Origin of the sequence: Micromonospora arida (assembly GCF_042873195.1) — a bacterium.
In the GTDB taxonomy this organism is placed as follows: domain Bacteria; phylum Actinomycetota; class Actinomycetes; order Mycobacteriales; family Micromonosporaceae; genus Micromonospora; species Micromonospora arida.
Genome location: NZ_JBIALC010000001.1, coordinates 681007 through 699263, shown reverse-complemented (window position 1 = coordinate 699263; position 18257 = coordinate 681007). Strand labels below are relative to the sequence as shown.

14 protein-coding genes are annotated in these 18257 nt (G+C 70.2%); 9 read left to right on the top strand and 5 right to left on the bottom strand.

Features of this window, described 5'->3' with window-relative positions; genetic code table 11:
* Positions 1-11 precede the first annotated feature (11 nt).
* Genes ACFYP0_RS03425 through ACFYP0_RS03395 form a run of 7 tightly spaced genes read left to right on the top strand, consistent with a single transcriptional unit; the run spans position 12 to position 7152 of the window.
* Positions 12-983 (top strand): ABC transporter permease, encoded by a 972-nt coding sequence (locus tag ACFYP0_RS03425; protein ID WP_356978475.1) that lies wholly within the window; start codon positions 12-14, stop codon positions 981-983.
* 23 nt (positions 984-1006) lie between these two features.
* Positions 1007-2011, top strand: a complete 1005-nt coding sequence (locus ACFYP0_RS03420; RefSeq protein WP_356978473.1) for an ABC transporter substrate-binding protein — start codon at positions 1007-1009, stop codon at positions 2009-2011.
* Between the two features lie 43 nt (positions 2012-2054).
* On the top strand, positions 2055-2810 hold the full coding sequence (locus ACFYP0_RS03415; protein ID WP_386994842.1) for an ABC transporter ATP-binding protein: 756 nt from the start codon (positions 2055-2057) through the stop codon (positions 2808-2810).
* 38 nt (positions 2811-2848) lie between these two features.
* The gene (locus ACFYP0_RS03410) at positions 2849-4000 is read left to right on the top strand and encodes a Gfo/Idh/MocA family protein (protein ID WP_356978469.1); all 1152 of its coding nucleotides are present in this window, start codon (positions 2849-2851) and stop codon (positions 3998-4000) included.
* Positions 3997-5148, top strand: coding sequence for a dihydrodipicolinate synthase family protein (locus ACFYP0_RS03405; RefSeq protein ID WP_356978467.1), 1152 nt, complete (start codon positions 3997-3999; stop codon positions 5146-5148). The genes ACFYP0_RS03410 and ACFYP0_RS03405 overlap by 4 nt, the downstream gene beginning before the upstream one ends.
* On the top strand, positions 5145-5978 hold the full coding sequence (locus ACFYP0_RS03400) for a sugar phosphate isomerase/epimerase family protein (protein ID WP_356978465.1): 834 nt from the start codon (positions 5145-5147) through the stop codon (positions 5976-5978). The genes ACFYP0_RS03405 and ACFYP0_RS03400 overlap by 4 nt, the downstream gene beginning before the upstream one ends.
* Positions 5971-7152 carry a hypothetical protein gene (locus ACFYP0_RS03395; RefSeq protein WP_356978463.1) on the top strand — a complete coding sequence of 394 codons (1182 nt, stop codon included), beginning with the start codon at positions 5971-5973 and terminating at the stop codon, positions 7150-7152. Before ACFYP0_RS03400 ends, ACFYP0_RS03395 begins: the two co-directional genes overlap by 8 nt.
* Here ACFYP0_RS03395 and ACFYP0_RS03390 read toward each other — a convergent pair.
* On the bottom strand, positions 7149-7391 hold the full coding sequence (locus ACFYP0_RS03390; RefSeq protein ID WP_356978461.1) for a hypothetical protein: 243 nt from the start codon (positions 7389-7391) through the stop codon (positions 7149-7151). The genes ACFYP0_RS03395 and ACFYP0_RS03390 overlap by 4 nt on opposite strands.
* Before the next feature lie 394 nt (positions 7392-7785).
* Here ACFYP0_RS03390 and ACFYP0_RS03385 point away from each other — a divergent pair, with 394 nt between their 5' ends.
* Positions 7786-10857: a S8 family serine peptidase gene (locus tag ACFYP0_RS03385; RefSeq protein WP_355497930.1), complete on the top strand. Its 3072-nt coding sequence runs from the start codon at positions 7786-7788 to the stop codon at positions 10855-10857.
* A gap of 433 nt (positions 10858-11290) precedes the next feature.
* On the opposite strand, the gene ACFYP0_RS03380 is transcribed toward ACFYP0_RS03385, so the two are convergent.
* A complete protein-coding gene (locus ACFYP0_RS03380; protein ID WP_355497933.1) occupies positions 11291-11935 on the bottom strand; it encodes an alpha/beta fold hydrolase in 645 nt (214 codons plus the stop codon).
* Between the two features lie 189 nt (positions 11936-12124).
* Between ACFYP0_RS03380 and ACFYP0_RS03375 the strand changes: the two genes are divergently transcribed.
* Positions 12125-12580 (top strand): nuclear transport factor 2 family protein, encoded by a 456-nt coding sequence (locus ACFYP0_RS03375; protein ID WP_355497936.1) that lies wholly within the window; start codon positions 12125-12127, stop codon positions 12578-12580.
* A 240-nt stretch (positions 12581-12820) separates the two neighbouring features.
* On the opposite strand, the gene ACFYP0_RS03370 is transcribed toward ACFYP0_RS03375, so the two are convergent.
* From ACFYP0_RS03370 to ACFYP0_RS03360, 3 genes are all read right to left on the bottom strand, one after another.
* Positions 12821-16285 carry a ThuA domain-containing protein gene (locus ACFYP0_RS03370; RefSeq protein WP_355497939.1) on the bottom strand — a complete coding sequence of 1155 codons (3465 nt, stop codon included), beginning with the start codon at positions 16283-16285 and terminating at the stop codon, positions 12821-12823.
* Between the two features lie 264 nt (positions 16286-16549).
* A complete protein-coding gene (locus ACFYP0_RS03365) occupies positions 16550-17086 on the bottom strand; it encodes a hypothetical protein (RefSeq protein ID WP_355497942.1) in 537 nt (178 codons plus the stop codon).
* Between the two features lie 38 nt (positions 17087-17124).
* Positions 17125-18252, bottom strand: a complete 1128-nt coding sequence (locus tag ACFYP0_RS03360) for an FAD-dependent oxidoreductase (RefSeq protein ID WP_355497945.1) — start codon at positions 18250-18252, stop codon at positions 17125-17127.
* Between the last annotated feature and the right edge of the window lie 5 nt (positions 18253-18257).

Below are 18257 nucleotides of genomic sequence, written 5' to 3'. Positions count from 1 at the left end.
GGAGGTTCCGCGTGACCGAGAACTCTTTGGACACGGCGGGCCGGCAGGCCGCCGCCGACCAGGCCAGTGGTGCGCGAGCAGCCGCTGCCGGGCCCGGCAGCGTTGGTGCGGGGGAGGGCCTCGACGGTGCGGCCTCGTCCACGGTGGCGAAACCGCCACCCGGCGGCGGCCGTCCACCACGTCCCACGCTCGGTCGCCGGGCGGTGACCTTCGCCGACTCGCTCTGGCGCCCGGCGTTGGTGCTCGCGGTCTTCGTCGCCGCCTGGTGGTTCGTAGCGGCCCGCGAGTACGTCCCGAACTACCTGGTGCCCACCCCCGGCCAGGTGTGGGAGACGATGACCACCCAGTGGTCGGAGCTGGCCCGGCACACCCTGGTCACCCTCTACGAGACGGTGCTCGGCTTCGTGCTGGCCGCCGCGTTGGGTCTGGTCACCGCGGTCGCCATCGCCTACTCCCGCACCCTGGACAAGGCGCTCTACCCGATCGTCCTGTTCGCACAGGTCATTCCGAAGATCGCCATCGCTCCGTTGCTGGTGGTCTGGTTCGGCCTCGGCCTCACCCCGAAGATCATCCTGGCGGTGCTCATCGCGTTCTTCCCGGTGGTCATCTCCGGGGTGGCAGGGCTGCGCTCCACCGACCCGGAGTTGCTCGACCTCGCCGCCACGATGGGCGCCGGGCCGTGGCGCACCTTCCGCAAGATCCGCTTCCCGAACGCGTTGCCGCACCTGATGGCCGGCCTGAAGGTGGCCGTCACCCTCGCTGTGGTCGGTGCCGTGGTCGGTGAGTTCGTCGGCGCCAGCGAAGGGCTCGGCTATGTCCTGTTGCTGGCCAACGGCAACCTCGACGCCCCACTGCTGTTCGCCGACCTGATCCTGATGTCGGCCATCGGCATCGTCCTGTTCGTCCTGGTCGAGATCGCCGAGGCACTGCTCATTCCGTGGCACGCCAGCCGTCGGGCCGGCGTGTCCCTCACCACCTCCTGACCGACCCCATCACGGAGGCACCGATGAAACGCACCGCCACCACCATCCTGGCCACCGCCGCCCTGCTCCTCGCCGCCACCGGCTGCGGTGGGGACGATCCCGCCGGCAAGACCGGCGCGGACGGCAAGAAGCAGGTCACCCTCACCCTCAACTGGGTGCCCTACGGCGAGCACGCGCCCTTCTACTACGGCCTGCAGAAGGGTTACTACTCCGCCGAGGGCATCGACCTGAAGATCCTGCCCGGCAACGGCTCGGGCAACACCGTCAAGCAGGTCGCCCAGAAGCAGACCGACTTCGGGTGGGCGGACAGCCCGGTGCTGCTGAAGTCGGTGGCCAGCGGCATGCCGGTGCGCAGCCTCGGCGCGTACCTGGAGAAGGGGCCCTCCTCGGTGGAGTTCTTCACCGAGGAGAACATCAAGACACCGGCCGACCTCAAGGGCAAGACCGTCGGCGGGACCCCCGGCGACGCCCTCTACGCCACCTTCCCGGCCTGGCTTGAGAAGAACGGCCTCAAGAAGGACGACGTCAAGGTGGTCAACGTCGACGCCGCCGGCAAGATCGCCGCCCTGGCCGAGGGCAAGGTCGACGCCATCATGGGCTTCTTCCACGACCAGGCGCCCACCATCGAGAGCAAGACCGGCAAGAAGGTCGACGTGCTGCTCTTCGCCGACTTCGGGATGAACCTGCTCGGCACCGGCCTGATCGCCAACACCCAGACCCTGCAGAAGGACCCGGAGTTGGTCCGCAAGTTCGTCCGGGCCACCCAGAAGTCCTGGGCCGACGCCGCCCGGGACCCGGCCGGCGCGGTGAGCGCGATGACGGCCCTGGCCGAGAACGAGCCGGCGCCCGAGGTGCTCACCAAGCAGCTCACGCTCAACATGCCGCTGATCGGCGCGGACGGCCCGCCCGGGGTGAACACCGAGGCCCAGTGGACCGAGACCATCGACCTGATGTCCCGCTACGCCGAGCTGAAGGACCCGGGAGCGCCCAGCGCGTACTGGGACTCCTCGTACGCGGCGCAGGGGTGACCCGGTGACCGCCGCGCCGGCAGCCACCGGCACCGCCATCGGGATGTCCGGGCTGACCGTCCGGTTCACCACCCGACGGTCGCAGACCACCGCGTTGGACGACGTGTCGCTGGACATCGAGCCGGGCGAGTTCGTCACGATCGTCGGCCCGTCCGGCTGCGGCAAGTCCACCCTCCTGAAGATCGTCGCGGGGTTGGTCAAGCCGACCAGCGGTGACGTGTCGCTGTTGCAGCGCCCGGTGCGCGGCCCGCAGAAGGAAATCGGCTTCGTCTTCCAGAAGGCCGCGTTGCTGGAGTGGCGCGGTGCCCGAGCCAACATCCTGCTCCAGGCCGAGATGCGCGGCATGGACCGGGCGCAGGCGGCCCGCCGCGCCGACGAGCTGATCGAGATGACCGGCCTGACCGGCTTCGAGAAGGCGTTGCCACACGAGCTGTCCGGCGGCATGCAGCAACGGGTGGCGCTCTGCCGCGCGCTGCTGCACTCCCCGCCGGTGCTGCTGATGGACGAACCATTCGGCGCCCTGGATGCGCTGACCCGGGAGCAGATGAACGCCGAACTGCACCGGATCTGGCTGGAGACCGGGACCACTGTGGTGCTGGTCACCCACTCCATCGCCGAGGCGGTCTTCCTCGGCACCCGGGTCGTGGTGATGAGTCCCCGGCCCGGCCGGATCATCCGCACCTTCACGGTCGAGCTGCCGGCGCACCGCGACTACGCGCAGGTGATGTCGGATCCCCGCTTCGACCGGCTCGCCACCGACCTGCGTGGGTTGCTCGGCAGCGCGGCCGCCAACCACTGAGCGCAGATCGGCACGACCAGCACGACGGAAGGAACACCATGACCCGCAGGTCGATCGGCATCATCGTCAACGGCGTGACCGGACGGATGGGCTACCGGCAGCACCTCGTCCGGTCGCTGCTGGCCATCCGCGAATCCGGTGGTGTGGCGTTGGCCGACGGCACCACCATCTGGCCGGAACCGGTCCTGGTCGGGCGCAACGAGACGAAGCTCCGGGAGCTCGCCGAGCGGCACGGGCTGACCGACTGGACCACCGACCTGACCTCGGCGCTGGCCCGCGACGACGTCGAGATCTACTTCGACGCGCAGGTCACCCAGCAACGGGAGAAGGCGATCCGGCAGGCCATCGAGGCCGGCAAGCACATCTACACGGAGAAGCCGCTGGCCGAGGACACCGCGGCGGCCCTCGATCTGGCCCGGGCGGCGGACGCGGCCGGCGTCCGCACCGGTGTCGTGCAGGACAAGCTCTTCCTGCCCGGTCTGCGCAAACTCAAGCGCCTCATCGACGGCGGCTTCTTCGGCCGGATCCTCTCGGTGCGCGGCGAGTTCGGGTACTGGGTCTTCGAGGGCGACTGGCAGCCCGCTCAGCGGCCGTCGTGGAACTACCGGAGCGAGGACGGCGGCGGCATCGTGGTCGACATGTTCCCGCACTGGCACTACGTCCTGGAGGAGCTGTTCGGCCGGGTCACCGCCGTCTCCTGTGTGACCGCCACCCACGTGCCCGAACGGGTCGACGAGGCCGGTCACCCGTATGCCGCCACCGCCGACGACGCCGCGTACGCCACCTTCGAACTCGACGGCGGGGTGATTGCGCAGATCAACTCCTCCTGGGCCGTGCGGGTGTACCGCGACGAGTTGGTGGAGTTCCAGGTCGACGGCACGGAGGGCAGCGCAATCGCCGGCCTGCGCAACTGCCGGGTGCAGCACCGGGCGGTCACCCCGAAGCCGGTCTGGAACCCGGACCTGCCGGCCACCGAGGACTTCCGCGCCCAGTGGGCCGAGGTGCCCGACAACGAGGAGTTCGACAACGGCTTCAAGGTGCAGTGGGAGGCGTACCTGCGGCACGTGGTGGCCGGCGAGCCGTTCCGGTGGAACTTCCTGGCCGGCGCGCGCGGCGTGCAGCTCGCCGAGCTGGGCCTGCGCTCGGCCCGCGAGGGCGGTCGCATCGAGGTGCCGGAGCTGCACTCATGAGCGCCGAGGTGGTGCTGCCCGGCGGACGGCGACACCGACTCGCCGGGGGTGGCGGCTTCGCCCGCCCGGCCGCGCCGGCGACCAGTCGGATCGCGTACGCCGCCGCTCACGTGGTCGCCGACCCGGGCGCGGAGAACGTGCCGGGTGCCCCGGCTGCGGTGGACTGGGACACCACCCTCGCCTTTCGGCGGCACCTCTGGTCATACGGGCTGGGGGTCGCCGAGGCGATGGACACCGCCCAGAGGGGGATGGGGCTGGACTATCCGGCCACCCGTGAGCTGATCCGGCGCAGCGCCGCCGAGGCCCGCGCGGTCGACGGGCGGATCGTCGCCGGGGTCGGCACCGACCAGCTGCCGGTCGGCCCGGCCACCCTGGCGGCGGTCACCGCCGCGTACGCCGAGCAGCTCGACGACGTCCGCGCCGCCGGCGCTCGGCCGGCGCTGATGTGCAGCCGGCACCTGGCCGCCGCGGCCCGTGGCCCGGAGGACTACCTGCGGGTGTACGACGAGCTGCTGAGCGCCGCCGACGAACCGGTGGTGCTGCACTGGTTGGGTCCGATGTTCGACCCGGCGTTGACCGGCTACTGGGGTGCGGCCGACCTGGACCTGGCCGCCGACACGGTGATCGAGCTGATCAAGGCGCACCAGTCCAGCGTGGACGGCATCAAGGTGTCGCTGTTGGACGCCGACCGCGAGGTCGCGTTGCGCCGCCGCCTGCCGGCCGGGGTACGCCTCTACACCGGTGACGACTTCCACTACCCGGAGCTGATCCGCGGTGACGAGGTGGGTCACTCCGACGCGCTGCTCGGGGTGTTCGCGGCCATCGCGCCGGCCGCCGCTGCCGCGCTGGCGGCCCTGGACCGGGGGGACCTGACGGCGTACGACGAGATCTTCGGGCCCACCGTGCCGCTGGCCCGGCACCTGTTCGCGGTGCCGACCTGGCACTACAAGACGGGGATCGTGTTCCTGGCCTGGTTGGCCGGGCACCAGGACCATTTCACGATGGTCGGTGGCGCGCAGTCCGGTCGGTCCCCGGTGCACCTGGCCACGCTGCTCACCCTGGCCGACGCGGCCGGGCTGCTGCCCGACGCCGACCTGGCCGCCGCCCGCGCCCGAGCGCTGTTCACCGTCGCGGGGGTGGAGCAGTGAGCGTCGAACCCACGGGCGGCAGCGCCGATGAGCTGCGTCGCTTCTCGTTCAACCAGGCGACCGCCCAGCGCTGGCCGCTGCCCGAGGTGGTGGCCGGGTGCGTGGCGGCCGGTGTACCGGGCATCGGCCTGTGGCGTGAGCCGGTGGCCGAGTACGGGTTGGCCCGCTCGGCGAAACTGGTCCGCGACGCCGGCCTCGCCGTCACGTCGCTGTGCCGGGGCGGGTTCTTCTCCGCCGACGACTGGCGCGCGGAGAACCTGCGGGCCATCGAGGAGGCCGCTGCCCTCGGAGCCCCGGAGTTGGTGCTGGTCTCCGGTGGGCTGCCGGCCGGCAGCCGGGACGTCGACGGCGCACGACGTCGGGTCGCCGACGCGATCGGCGAGTTGGCCCCGCACGCCGAGGCCGCCGGCGTACGGCTGGCCATCGAGCCGCTGCACCCGATGTTCGCCGCCGACCGGTGCGTGATCGCCACCCTCGGCCAGGCGCTGGACGTCGCCGAGCGGTTCGACCCGGCGGTGGTCGGCGTGGTCGTGGACGCGTACCACGTCTGGTGGGACGACACGGTGTACGCGCAGATCGCGCGGGCCGCCGCTCGGATCGCCGCGTTCCAGGTCTGCGACTGGGTGACCCCGCTGCCGGAAGGGGTGCTGCTCGGCCGGGCGCTGCCCGGCGACGGCTGCATCGAGCTGCGTCGGCTGCGCGAGGCGGTGGATGCGGCCGGCTACGTCGGCCCGATCGAGGTGGAGGTCTTCTCCGCCGAGGTGTGGGCGCGTCCGGGCGCGGAGGTGCTCGACGCGGCGATCGCCGGCTACCTGCGCCACGTTGCCTGACGTCCCCGAACGGCGGTGGCCGGCGGCGATCGGTGCCTGGCTGGGCATCGGCACCGCACCCGCCACGCTGGTGCTCGGTGCGGCGATGGCCGCCCGACACGGCGGCGCGGTGCCGGTGGCCGGGCTGCTGGTCGGCGGGGTGCTGATGGCGGCCCTGCTCTGGGGGCAGGGTCGGATCGGACTGCGCCGGCCGCTCGGCGACGGCGGGACGTTGACCGCGGTGCTGCCCGCGTACCTGGGGGACACCTCGCGGCTGCTGCTGGCGGCGGTGCTGGCCGTGTCGATGGTCGGTTGGAACGGGTTCAACGTCGGGCTCGGCGGGGCCTCGCTGGCCGCGCTGACCCACCTGCCGGGCTGGGCCGGGCCGGTGCTGCTGGAGATGGCGGTCCTCGCCGTCTCCTGGGCGCCGGCCCGGCTCGGCAACCGGGTCGCGGTGGTCACCACGCTCAGCGCGGTGGTGCTGGTCGGCTGGTGCCTGACGGTGCTTCCACCACCCGGTGCGCCGGTCCGCCTCGCCGGCGGCGGGCTCGCCGACGCCGCCGCGCTGATCGGGTACGCGGCCGTGTTCGCGCTGCGCGCACCAGACTTCAGCGTGGGTCTCTCCCGAAGGCGGGACCTGGCCTGGTGCGTGGGGCTGCTGATCGGGCCGGCGCTGCTCGGGGTGCTCGCCGGGGCCGGCCTGTGGCTGCGGACCGGCTCGGCCGACGTGGTCGCGCTGCTCGCCGCCGGCTCGGGGCTGGCCGCGTACGCGAATCTGTTCGTCGCGGTGGCGGTCTTCGCGGCGGCGCTGACCACCACGTACTCCGGTTCCCTGGCGTTGCGTGGTCTGGCTCCCCGCCTGCCGGCGCGGGCGGCGATGCTGCTCGTCGCGGTGCTCGGCGGGATGCTGGCGGTGGCGCGGTTCGACCGGCTGGTGCTGCCCTGGCTGACCCTGCTGGCCGCCGCGTTGCCGGTGCCGGTGGTGCCGATGGCCGTGGAGGCCGCGGCCCGTCGGAGCGGTCGTGCCCCGCGTACCGTGCCCGCCTGGTGCTGGGTGCCGCCGGCGCTGCTCGCGGTGGCCTGCACGCTCGCCGGCGTGGGTGTCGCCCCGCTGCTCGGGCTGGCCCTGGCCGCGGCGTGCACAGTGCTCTGGCGCCGCCGAGGGGGCGCGGACCACTCGGTTGGCGACGCCTAGCGGGTGGCGTGCGGGCCGTGGTCGCTGACCTGGGCATCGAACCAGTGGTGCAGCGCGTCGCGGAGCCCCGCGTCGTCCGTGGCGTAGGTGGCGCGTGCGCCGTCGGGAATGGCTTCGTACGTGATGGTGATCCGCCCGCCGTGTGCCCGAAGCGTTGCCAGGCCGGGCATCTCGGTGCCGTGGATGCGGGCCGGGTCGCTGAAGTCACCGCGCCGGAACCGCTCGACCTCGGCGCTCACATGCTGTTGGACAAGGGTGATCTGGGTGCTGTCCCGGGGTCGTCGGCGACCACGGTCTGCACGCCGCCGGTGTCGGTCCTGGTGAAGCGGTGTCTGGTGCGCTCCAGGTCGAAGGGCATGCGGCGACGGCGGCGCCGACGGCCAGTGGCAGGCCGTCGCCCGTGCGTCGCGCCGCTGCTCGGGCTGGCCCTGGCCGGGGTGTACGCCCTGCTCCGGCATCGTCTTGAGAAAGTGATCTAGGCGCGACCGGCAGAACGTGATCTTATACGCACCGGCGATCCGTAACACCGTGCAAACCATCGATTAACCATCGGCGGCTTAGGTGGGGGAGCGCTCCCATGGGCGGGTCGCGATCGATGAGAAGCTCCACAAGGGAGCAACCGAAAGGAGCCTCGTGGCTACAGGCACGAGCGGAAACAGACTGCGAAGACTGGCGATACCTACGCTGGTCGTCGCCCTGATCACCGGTACCACCGGTGTAGCGGGAACGGCGTCGGCGGCACCCGCTGGGTCGTCGGGTAACGGCAGTGGCACCGGCTACTTCACCGCCGGGTCCGACCGGAAGGTCACCCTGACCGACGGGGCCGACCGCCGACCCGGTGGCAACCGTGCGGCCACGCCGAAGGCAGCCGTCGACAAGACCGGCTCCGGCATGTACGTCGTCGAGTTGGCCGAGGACCCGTTGACCACGTACACCGGTGGGGTGTCCGGTCTGGCGCGGACCCGCCCGGCAGCGGGTAACCGGTTGGACGTGACGTCGACGCCGTCGCAGGCGTACCGCCGGCACCTCGACACGCAGCGGGGCGCCGTCGCCGCCGCGGCCGGGGTCACCGTCAACGCCGTCTACACCGCCGCCTTCAACGGGTTCTCGGCGAAGCTGACCACCCAGCAGGTGAGCACGTTGCGGGCGGACAAGCGGGTCCGCGCCGTTACCGCCTCGCAGGCCCTCGGCACCCCCTCTGCGCCGCCCACCGCGAGCACGGCGACCGCCGACAACCCGACGCCCGCCACCCCCGGTGGCGCGGACCAGTCGGCGCCGACGGACCGTTCCGGCCGGCCGGCCAAGCCCGGCCCCGGCACCGGCGCGGGCATGGTGATCGGCGTCCTGGACACCGGCATCTGGCCGGAGAGCGCGTCGTTCGACAAGAAGATGCCCGCTCCCGCGAACTGGCACGGCACCTGCCAGACCGGTGTGGCCTTCGTGGCCGCGCACTGCAACGGCAAGATCGTCGGTGCCCGGTACTTCGCCGACTCGTGGCTCGCCGGCGGTGGCTCGGTGCCCGAGGGCGAGTTCCTGTCCCCCCGCGACGCGTCCGGGCACGGCACCCACACCGCCTCCACGGCGGCCGGCCTGCCCATCGCGAACGTCACCATCGACGGTCGCCGCTACGGTCCCGTCTCCGGGGTGGCGCCGGATGCCCAGATCGCCGTCTACAAGGTGCTCTGGGGTGGCATGGGCTACGACGCCGACATCATCGCCGGAATCGACGCGGCCGTTGCCGACGGTGTGCAGGTGCTGAACTTTTCGATCGGTTCCGACCTCGGCGACTGGGAGGCCAACACCCCCATCGGCGTGGCGTTCCTCAACGCCTCGCTGGCCGGGGTCTTCGTGGCGGCATCGGCCGGCAACACGGGCATCGTGAGTGGAGCCATCAGCAACGCGGCGCCCTGGGTGACCACGGTCGGCGCGGCGGTGACCAAGCTCGACGAGGCCACCGCCAAGCTGGGCGACGGCACGAAGCTGGTCGGCGGCTCGCTGGACGCCCTGCCCGGCGGTGGCGCACGGCCGCTGGTCTTCGGTGACCAGGCCGGCTCGCCGGATCTGGGCGCGGTCTACTGCGAGCCCGGCAGCCTGGACCCCGCCAAGATCAAGGGCAAGGTGGTTGCCTGCGCGCTGTCCGACATGTTCGGCTCCGCCGCCGAGATCAAGGCCAAGGGCGGTGCGGCGATGGTGGTGTTCGACCCGGTCGGCAACTACCGGATCAACTCCATCTTCAACTTCCCCGTGGTCTATCTGCCGACCGAGAAGCAGGCCGGCACGCTGTTCAACTACCTGATGCGCCACCCCACCGACGCGACCGTGTCGTTGCGCACCGGCGGTGACGGCTCCAGCGTCCCGGGCATACCGAGTGTCGCGGACTTCTCCTCCACCGGCCCGGACAAGGTGACCCTCGGCGTCTTCAAGCCGGACCTGGTCGCGCCCGGATCGAACATCATCGCCGCGGTCTCACCAGCGGGCAACTTCGGTCGACAGTACGACGCGTACTCCGGCACCTCGATGGCCTCGCCGTACGTGGCCGGGGCGGCGGCGATCCTGCGCGCCACGCACCCGGACTGGTCACCCGGCGCGGTCGCCTCCGCGCTGCGCACCACCGCCACCGACACCGTCGGCACCAGCAGCCCCTTGGAGCAGGGCAGTGGCTTCATCAACCTGCCCCGGGCCACCGACCCGGGACTGGTCATCGAGCCCACGGCGGCAGAGCTGATCGAGTTCAGCGAGACGGCCGAACCCGACGGCAAGGCACTCAACCTGCCGGCCATCTCGTTGCGCGAGTACGACGGGACCCGCCCGGTGACCCTCACCCGCACCCTGACCAACGTGGGTAAGGCGCGGGAGACCTACCGTTCGTCGGTGTCCGGTCTGCCCGGCATGAAGGTCACCGTCTCGCCGGCATCGGTGACCCTGGCACCCGGCAAGTCCGCGACGGTCACCATCACGCTGCGTCGAGGCAGCGCGCCCTGGGACCGGTACGTGACCGGGTCGATCACCTGGCAGGGTAAGGCCCACAGCGCCCGGATCCCGGTCGCCGCCCGTCCGTGGGGCATCGCGGCCCGGCCGTACGCGGACGACGGCGAGGAGTTCGCCCGGATGGCCAACGGTGCCTTCGGCATGGTCCAGCCCGGCTTCACCGGCCCACTCGTCGGTCGCAGCACCGGTTACACCCCGATGCGGCGCACGTCCTACTCGATGCCGGCCGGCGTCTACGGGGGCGTGTTCGACCCGAGCGCCACCGGAGTGAAGAAGGTCGACTTCACCGTGCCGGCGAACACCGCCGGCATTGTCGTCGAGGCCAACACCGCCGATCCGAACACGAACCTCGATCTCTACCTGTACAAGGGCGACACCCTCGTCTACAGCAGTGACAGGTTCTGGACCAGCGCCGAGCAGGCGTACAAGTTCCTGCCCGAGCCGGGGCGCTACACCGCGTACGTGTTCGCGCAGTACCCCGGTGGTCCGGTCGTCGACTTCGACCTCAGTCACGCCATCATCGGCCGAAACGCCAAGTATTCCGGTGCCACCCTCACGCTGCCCTCCACCTCGGAGCGCGGTCAGGGCTTCAACTTCACACTGAAGCCGAACAAGCCGCTGGCCGAGGGTGACTTCTGGGCGTACACCGAGTACAGCACCAACGGCACGGTGGTCCCCGGCAACCTCGTCTACACCCAGCAGAGTTCCTGGCAGTAGCCGTTCAACCGAGCGTGGGGCGGTGCCGACGTGCACCGCCCCACCGTCGCTTCCAAAACCGCCGGACCGGTGCTCGGCGCCGTCTCAGACGGTGACTCGCAGATGATGAACCCCAGGTCCAGAAACCGACGCCGCAACCGAGATCTTGGACAGTTTCCGTTACGCGAGAACGAAAACTGTCCAAGATCTACGTTGCTGGCTCCCGATCAGCGTCACCGGCACGGCCGGGGGCGTCTCACGCGCCGACGTCCCGGCTCACACAGCCCGTCGAGCCGATCGTCAGGGGAGCAACGCACAATTCACCTGTGATGAATCGTCTGAGCCTGCGCATCGTGGTCCCCGGCCCGGCGGAGGAGGCAAGTATCTGCGGCGGCGGATGACCAGCCTGCCCAGGCGCCCAAAGGGTCGGACGGTGACGGCCGCGGTCACGCCTTCAGGGCAGCGGGTACGCCGTGAGGCGGTCGGCGAGTTGCTTCGGGTGGCTGAGCGTCACCGCGTGGCCGCCGTCGATCTCGTCCGGGACGACGCCGAGTCGGTCGGCGGCAACCCGGCGCTGGAAGTCCGCCGGGAAGAACCGGTCCTCGCGTGCGAGGAGCACCGTCGTCGGCACGTCTGGCCAGGCGTCCAGGGGCCACGGCTCGTCGCCCTCCGCACTGACCTGGCCCCGGTTGTGTGATGCTGCCTCCGCGATGATCTCGGCCGGGACACCGTTGAAGAACTGCTGCTCCTCAGTGAGCCCTTCGGCGCTGCGGTAACCGGTGTTGGCCCACCAGTCACCGGGCCTTTCGCCGGGCTTGGGGATCATCGGTGTGAGCAGGACGAGCAGCCGCACCGGCAGCTTGTCGGCAATGAGCGGCGCGGTGAACGCACCGTACGAATGCCCGACGACCACGAGGTCGCTCCGGTCGCCGATCGCGTCGATGACCGTCTGGCAGAACTCGGCGAACCCCGCGGATGTGTCCTCGATCGGCAGTTCCGGTACCACCACGTCGTGGCCGCGGCTGGTCAGCTCGGGGACAAGGAGATGCCAGTCCCAGGCGCTGCCCCCGCCGCCGTGGATCAGAACGAAAGTCGCCATGCCGCGAAGCCTCACACACGGGTACGACACCCGCCTCTGTCGATGACGATGCACTGGATACGGACGACGAAAAAGCGCTTCGGGTCAGTCACATCGAGGCTGAGGTCAGTAGGGTGCCGTCGATGCGGTACCGGCCACCCCCGGAGGTATGGCTCAGGTGACATCTACCGATTGCGAAGGAAGCCAGACATGAGCAGCCCACGCGAAACTTTCCTCCGACTGGTGAACGGTGTCTGCGACGGTCCGTACGAGGACTTGGCCGACCTGTACGCCGAACAGACCCATGTCACGCATCCGTTCCACCCGCTCAACCCGCCGCCGCTGCAAAGCCGCAACGAACTGCACGAGCACTTCACCGCGCCGCCTCCGGTCGCCCGGACGCTGGTCCGTAAGCCGGTCGACGTGACAATTCATGAGACTGTGGACCCGGAGGTGATTGTCGCCGAGTTTGCCTATCAGGGGCGGGTAGCCGAGACAGGTGAGGCATTCACGGTGCCCTGCGTCTTCGTGATGCGTATCCGCAATGGGCTCATCATCGAGTCCAGGGACTACATTGACCCCATCGCCAGCGCGCGGGCCTGGGGTCAACTCGACAGCCTCTTGACCGCACTGCGTCCGCAAGAAGCACCCCCATCGAGGGCGTAGCCGGACCTTGATTCGCGCCCGACGCCCTGCGCACGCATCTGCCGCGGCCAGTGCGTCACCCAGACCAGCGCGAGCGCGACACAGGCGACCCATCGGCGGCGCGCGGACCGGCGTGACCGCCAACGAGTGCGGCCGTCGCCGCGCCGAACGTGAGCGCACCGCTGAACGACATCAACACCACGCTGTCGAAACCGACTTGGCGCCGGCGGGCGGGACGCTCCCGCCCGCCGACGACCGGGGTCAGCTGACCGTGATGGTCAGGTTGAGCGAACGGGTCTCCCCGCTGGTGTAGGTGACTGTCACCCGGGCGGTGAAGGTCCCCTTGCGGGGGTAGCTGTGGGCCGTCGACCGTAGTGTCGCCCCGTGCGTGATGGCGCTGTTGTCGCCGAAGTCCCACGCGTAGTCGGTGATGCTCTGCCCGGACGGCGCCGTTGCCGTGGCGGTGAGCGTGGTGGTCAGCGGTGCGGCGCCGCCGGTCGGGTTGGCGGCCAGGGACAGCGTCCCACCCGGCTCCTGTTTGACCCCGGCGCCGTTGAACCGCAACCAGTCCAGGGCGAGCAGGTCCGGGGCGCCGTTGACCTGGGCGGCGTTGACGAACTTGGCGTACAGGGTGGTCGTGCCGGTGGGCTTGTTGGTCAGCGTGACGGTGGGGGAGACCAGGTTGTCCCACCCGCCGGTGGAGCCGATGGTGGCCGTGCCGATCAGCGTGCCGGTGGGCGAGCCGGTGCGCAGTTCGATGGTGCCGCCGAGCCCGCCGTTGGTCACCCCGAGCGTCACCGAGCCGACGTTGCGCAGGTCCGCCGGCCCGAACGCCACCCAGTCGTTGTGGTCGACCTCGCCGAGCCGCTTGCCGGCGCGGGCGGTGGCCCGGTCGTTGACCGTGATGCCGGACTGGGCGCTGAAGTGCTCGGCCTCCTTGCTCTTGGGCTGCAACTGCACGCGGGTCGAGCCGGTCAGCGCCGGTACGCCGCCGGCCGCGCCGCCGTCGGTGTACTGCGCGGTGATCAGGGTGTAGAGGTTCTGCCCCGGGCCGTGGCCGTCACCGGCGTCCGCCTCGGTGGCGAGCAGGCCCGAACAGCCGGTGTAGACGTCCAGCGGGTGGGCGTGGGAGTCGTGGCCGAGCTGCGTCTGCACGGTGACCTTGGCGCAGTCGATGGTGCTCTCCTCCGGGTCGGTGACCGTCACCGTGTACGGGATCTTGTCGCCGAAGTCGAAGAACCCGCCGTCGGGAACGGTGATGGTCACCGTCGGTCGGGTGTTGCCGACCACCACCTCGGTGACCGCGGTGGCGGTCAACCCGTTGCCGCTGTTGCGCACGGTCAGCCGGGCGGTGTGCTTCCCGGCCGTCGAGTAGGTGAAGCTCGGGTTGGCGGCGGTGGAGTCGGTGCTGCCGTCGTTGGTGAAGTCCCAGGCGTAGCTGAGCGCCGACCCGTCACCGGCGGACGACCCGGCCGAGGAGAACGTCACCGCGAGCGGCGTACGTCCGCTGTCCGGGCTGGCGGCGATCTTCGCGGTCGGTGGCCGCCCGTTGGCGACGTAGTCGATCCGGTAGATGCCCGCGCCGGCGTTGCTGCCGCCGCGACCGCTGCCGGTGCCCTCGCCGAAGTCGATGACGTAGAGCGAACCGTCCGGGCCGAACTCCGCCTCGAAGGGTTGGATCCAGCTCATGGTGCCGAAGATCCCGTTGATCGACTGGAGGTCACCCACGGCGGTCGGGCCGAAGCGCGCGTTGCTGAAGGTCTGCGCCGTCTTGTGGATCGACAGCGTCTTGAACCACCTGCGGGTCAGCTCGTAGGTGATCCACTTGCCCTCGAAGTACTCGGGGAACTTCGTGGTGCGGGTGTTGGCCGGGTCGTAGTCGTAGACCGGGCCGCTCATCGGCCCGCCACCGCCGGTGCCCAGCTCGGGGAACTGGGTGGAGGCGGAGTACGCGTACCAGACCAGCGCGGACTTCGCCGCCGGCAGGGTGGTCAGGCCGGTGTTGTTGGGTGAGTTGTTCACCGGTGCGGCGCAGCTGAACTTCGCCCCCGAGGTGTTGGTGGCGAAGTTGTAGTCGTTGAACGGGATGTTGTTGCCCACGCAGTACGGCCATCCGAAGTTGCCGGCGCTGGTGATCCGGTTGAACTCGACAGTCCCCTCTGGACCTCGGTTGGGGTCGGCGGCGCGGGCGTCCGGACCGTAGTCGGCCACCAGCACCGCGTTGGTCTGCGGTTCGATGGTGATCCGGAACGGGTTGCGCATGCCCATCGCGTAGATCTCCGGCCGGGTCCTCGCGGTGCCGGCCGGGAAGAGGTTGCCGCTGGGCACGGTGTACGTACCGTCGGCTTGTGGGGTGATCCGCAGGATCTTGCCGCGCAGGTCGTTGGTGTTGCCGGCGGTGCCCTGGGCGTCCCAGGCGGCGCGACCGGCGCGCTCGTCGACAGGGGTGTAGCCGCTGGAGGCGAACGGGTCGGTGTTGTCACCGATCGCCGCGTAGAGCCGGCCGGTGGCGTCCATGGCGAGCGACCCGCCCATGTGTGAGTTGGCCCGGCCCTCACCCCGGTAGGTCGGGACGGTCAGCAGCCGTTTCTCCGAGGACAGCGCGACGGTGTTGTTGGCGACCGTGAACCGGGACAGGTTGAGCTGTTTGAGGGTCTTGTCCGACCAGAGCAGGTAGATCCAGCCGTTGCTGGCGAAGTTGCGGTCCAGGGTCATCCCGAGCAGCCCGTCGGACTGGTCGGTCATCGCCGAGGTGTAGGCGAAGTCCAGCAGCGTGGTGACCTGGAGGGTGTCGGAGTTGACCACCTTCAACGCGCCGGTGCGTTGGATGTAGTAGACCTTCCGGTCCGGGCCGACTGCCAGCTCGAAGGGGTCGGCCAGGTTCTCGGTGACCAGCCCCACCCGCTCGAAGTTGCTGGTCTTGGTGGCTGAGCAGTCACCGGCGACCGCGCCGGCCGCCCACTCGATGCCGTAGCGCAGGTGCTCCAGGAAGGTCGCGCTGCTGAACTGCGAGCTGGCGTGCCCACCGGCGGTGAACCAGGACCGGCCGCCGTCGTAGGGCTGACACCAGGAGTACGCGTGGTCGACGCCCTCGTCCAGGCCGTTGATTCCGTCGCGCACCTTGATCTGGGCGAGGGTGTGCACGTTGCCGGTCGGGTTGGTCCGCCAGTTGTACCACTCCTCGCTCTGCTCCCAGAGCTCTGGCAGGTTGCGCGTGGAGGGGTGCGCCCGGTCGAGCACCTTGACCCGGCCGGGAAAGGTGCCGCCGGTGGACGAGAAGTCGGGGTGGTAGTCGAAGATCGTGCCGACCAGGCCCTCGTACCACTGCCAGTCACGTTCGCTGGCCGAGGCGGCGTGCAGGCCGGCCCAACCACCGCCGTTGCGGATGAACGTCTGCAACGCGGCTCGCTGGCTGGCGTTGAGCAGGTCACCCGAGGTCGGGAGGCTGTTGGTGTTGTTGAACACGAGAGCGTCGAAGGTGGCGAGGTTGGCGTCGGTGAACGCCGCCGCGTCGGTGGTGGCGACGACCTCGAAGTTGTGGGCGGCGCCGAGCTGCTGGATCGCGGCGATACCGGCCGGAATCGAGTCGTGGTAGAAGTTGGTGATCTTGGAGAAGACCAACACACGGAAGCGCGGGGCGGCCTCGGCGGGCAGGGCGGTGGTGCTGCTCACCACGGTGGCGATGGCAAGCAGGATCAGGCTGAACGCACGGAGGTGTCGGGGCATGGGGGCGCTCCCTGTCGGACGGTGAGGGGTCGGAAAGCGCTTTCTCGCTGCCCGCATCACGGTACTGACAGCCAGTTACGACCGTCAATAGCCATCTGGTAAGCGGTTTCCCGCCCCGGTGGTGTCCGCACGTCGGTGGGCCCCACGGGCTCATGGGTACGACTTGGGATGTCCTCTGGACACGTCCGGTGACCCTATGGATGCGGCGTGTCCCGTCGATCTGGGGAGGTCTCGTGACGCTGCCGTCCACGGGCCCTTCCTGGGTCAGGCAAATGGCTTCGGGTCGAAGCTGATGCCGCCCCGTTCGGCCATCCGGAGCACTCGATTGCCGTAACGCGGGGGTTGGCGCAGGTGAAGGGTGTACCCAGATGCCTGGAACCTCAGGTCCAGGTCGCGTCCCTCCAAGCGCCAGCAGGGCTCCCCTGACTGTGCGGGAGCCTCCGGGCGCAGGTCTTTCAACTCGAACGGCAGACAGACGGAGTGCAGGCTGCCGACGATGTCCCAAACGTTGTGGAAGATCAAGGTGGACGGCGCGACCCAGAAGTGAATCTGCCGCATCGGCCCCGGATCGACCCGGCGCACGATGTAGTCCAGGTCGAGATGCAGTTGCAGGGCTGACGGTGCGGTGGGGTCGAGGTCGTCGTCCTCCCGATAGTCCAGGGTCGGGTCGTCGGGCGGACCCTCGTCGTCGGTGACGGCGAGCGCGTGAATTCGGCAGTAGTCCCACGATGTCTCCACCAGGTCCTGATCCGTCAAGGTGGCCTTCCGGAGACCGGACTCAGGGTGCACATCCGTCGTCATAGAACGATTATCGCCACCCGCGTCGACAACGCCAGATGTCAATCTTTGCGTGCCGGCTCCGCCGGTCGGGTGAAGAAGCGAACGATGTCTTCCGCCGCGGTAGGGGACAGCATCATCGCCTGGACTCGTGCGGACATTTCGGCGATCGGGTGAATCCTGCTGAACATCGACTCTTCGTACGCCCGAATCGCCGAATTCGGATCGGCGGGGTTGGCGGCGAGTTGGCCGGCGAGTTCTGCGGCGTCGAGCATGGCCTGGTTGGCGCCCTCGCCGACCGGTGGCATGAGGTGTGCGGCGTCGCCGATGAGGGTGACGTCCGGCCGGCTGGTCCAGCGTGTACCGATGGGCATCGCCTCGATCAGGCGTGGCGTCGGCGCGCCGTCGGCGGCCTCGATGAGTGCGGTGAGGCGGGGGTTCCAGCCGGCGAACAGGTCCAGCAGGGCGTGCTTGCTGCGGTACGTGTCGAGGGGCCGGTCCTCCGCGCGCAGCGATATCCCGACCTGGAGGCTGCCGTCGCCGAGACGTTGCGCTGCCAGGATCTGGTTCACGCCGATACACCACAGGTTCCCGGGGCCGACCAGCTCGGCGAGATCGGGATGGCGCCGGTCGACGTCTACGACGCTCAGCTGCACGAGAGTGGCCACGTAGGACAGTTCGACGTCGGTCAGCAGGGACCGGACGACTGAGCGCGCGCCGTCCGCGCCGATGAGGATGTCGCAGCTGGCTCGTTGACCGTCGTGGAACGTCAGGTCCCAGCCCTCGGCGGGTCGGTGGGTCGCCGCGACGAGCCGGTGCCGCCAGGCAACCGTGTCGTCGGGGAGGGAGTCGAGCAGGAGATCACGTAGTGCGCCCCGGTCGATCTCGGGACGTCCGGAGAACGAGCCAGGGTGCGGCACGTGGTGGACCAGGGTGCGTCCGGTCGGGTCGAGGATGCGATGTTCCTCGCCCTCGGGCCGCGCCTCCGACCGGAACTGGCCGGCGAGACCGGCCTCGGCCAGGGCCAGTTGCCCGGACTCCGGGTGTAGATCGAGGGCGCCGCCCTGGGGGCGCGCGGATCGGCTTGCTTCCCGGTCGTACACCACCGCGTCGATGCCGTGTCGGTGCAGGATCCGTGCCAGCGTCAACCCGCCGAGTCCGCCACCGGCGATCGCAATTCGCGTTCTCACGGCGC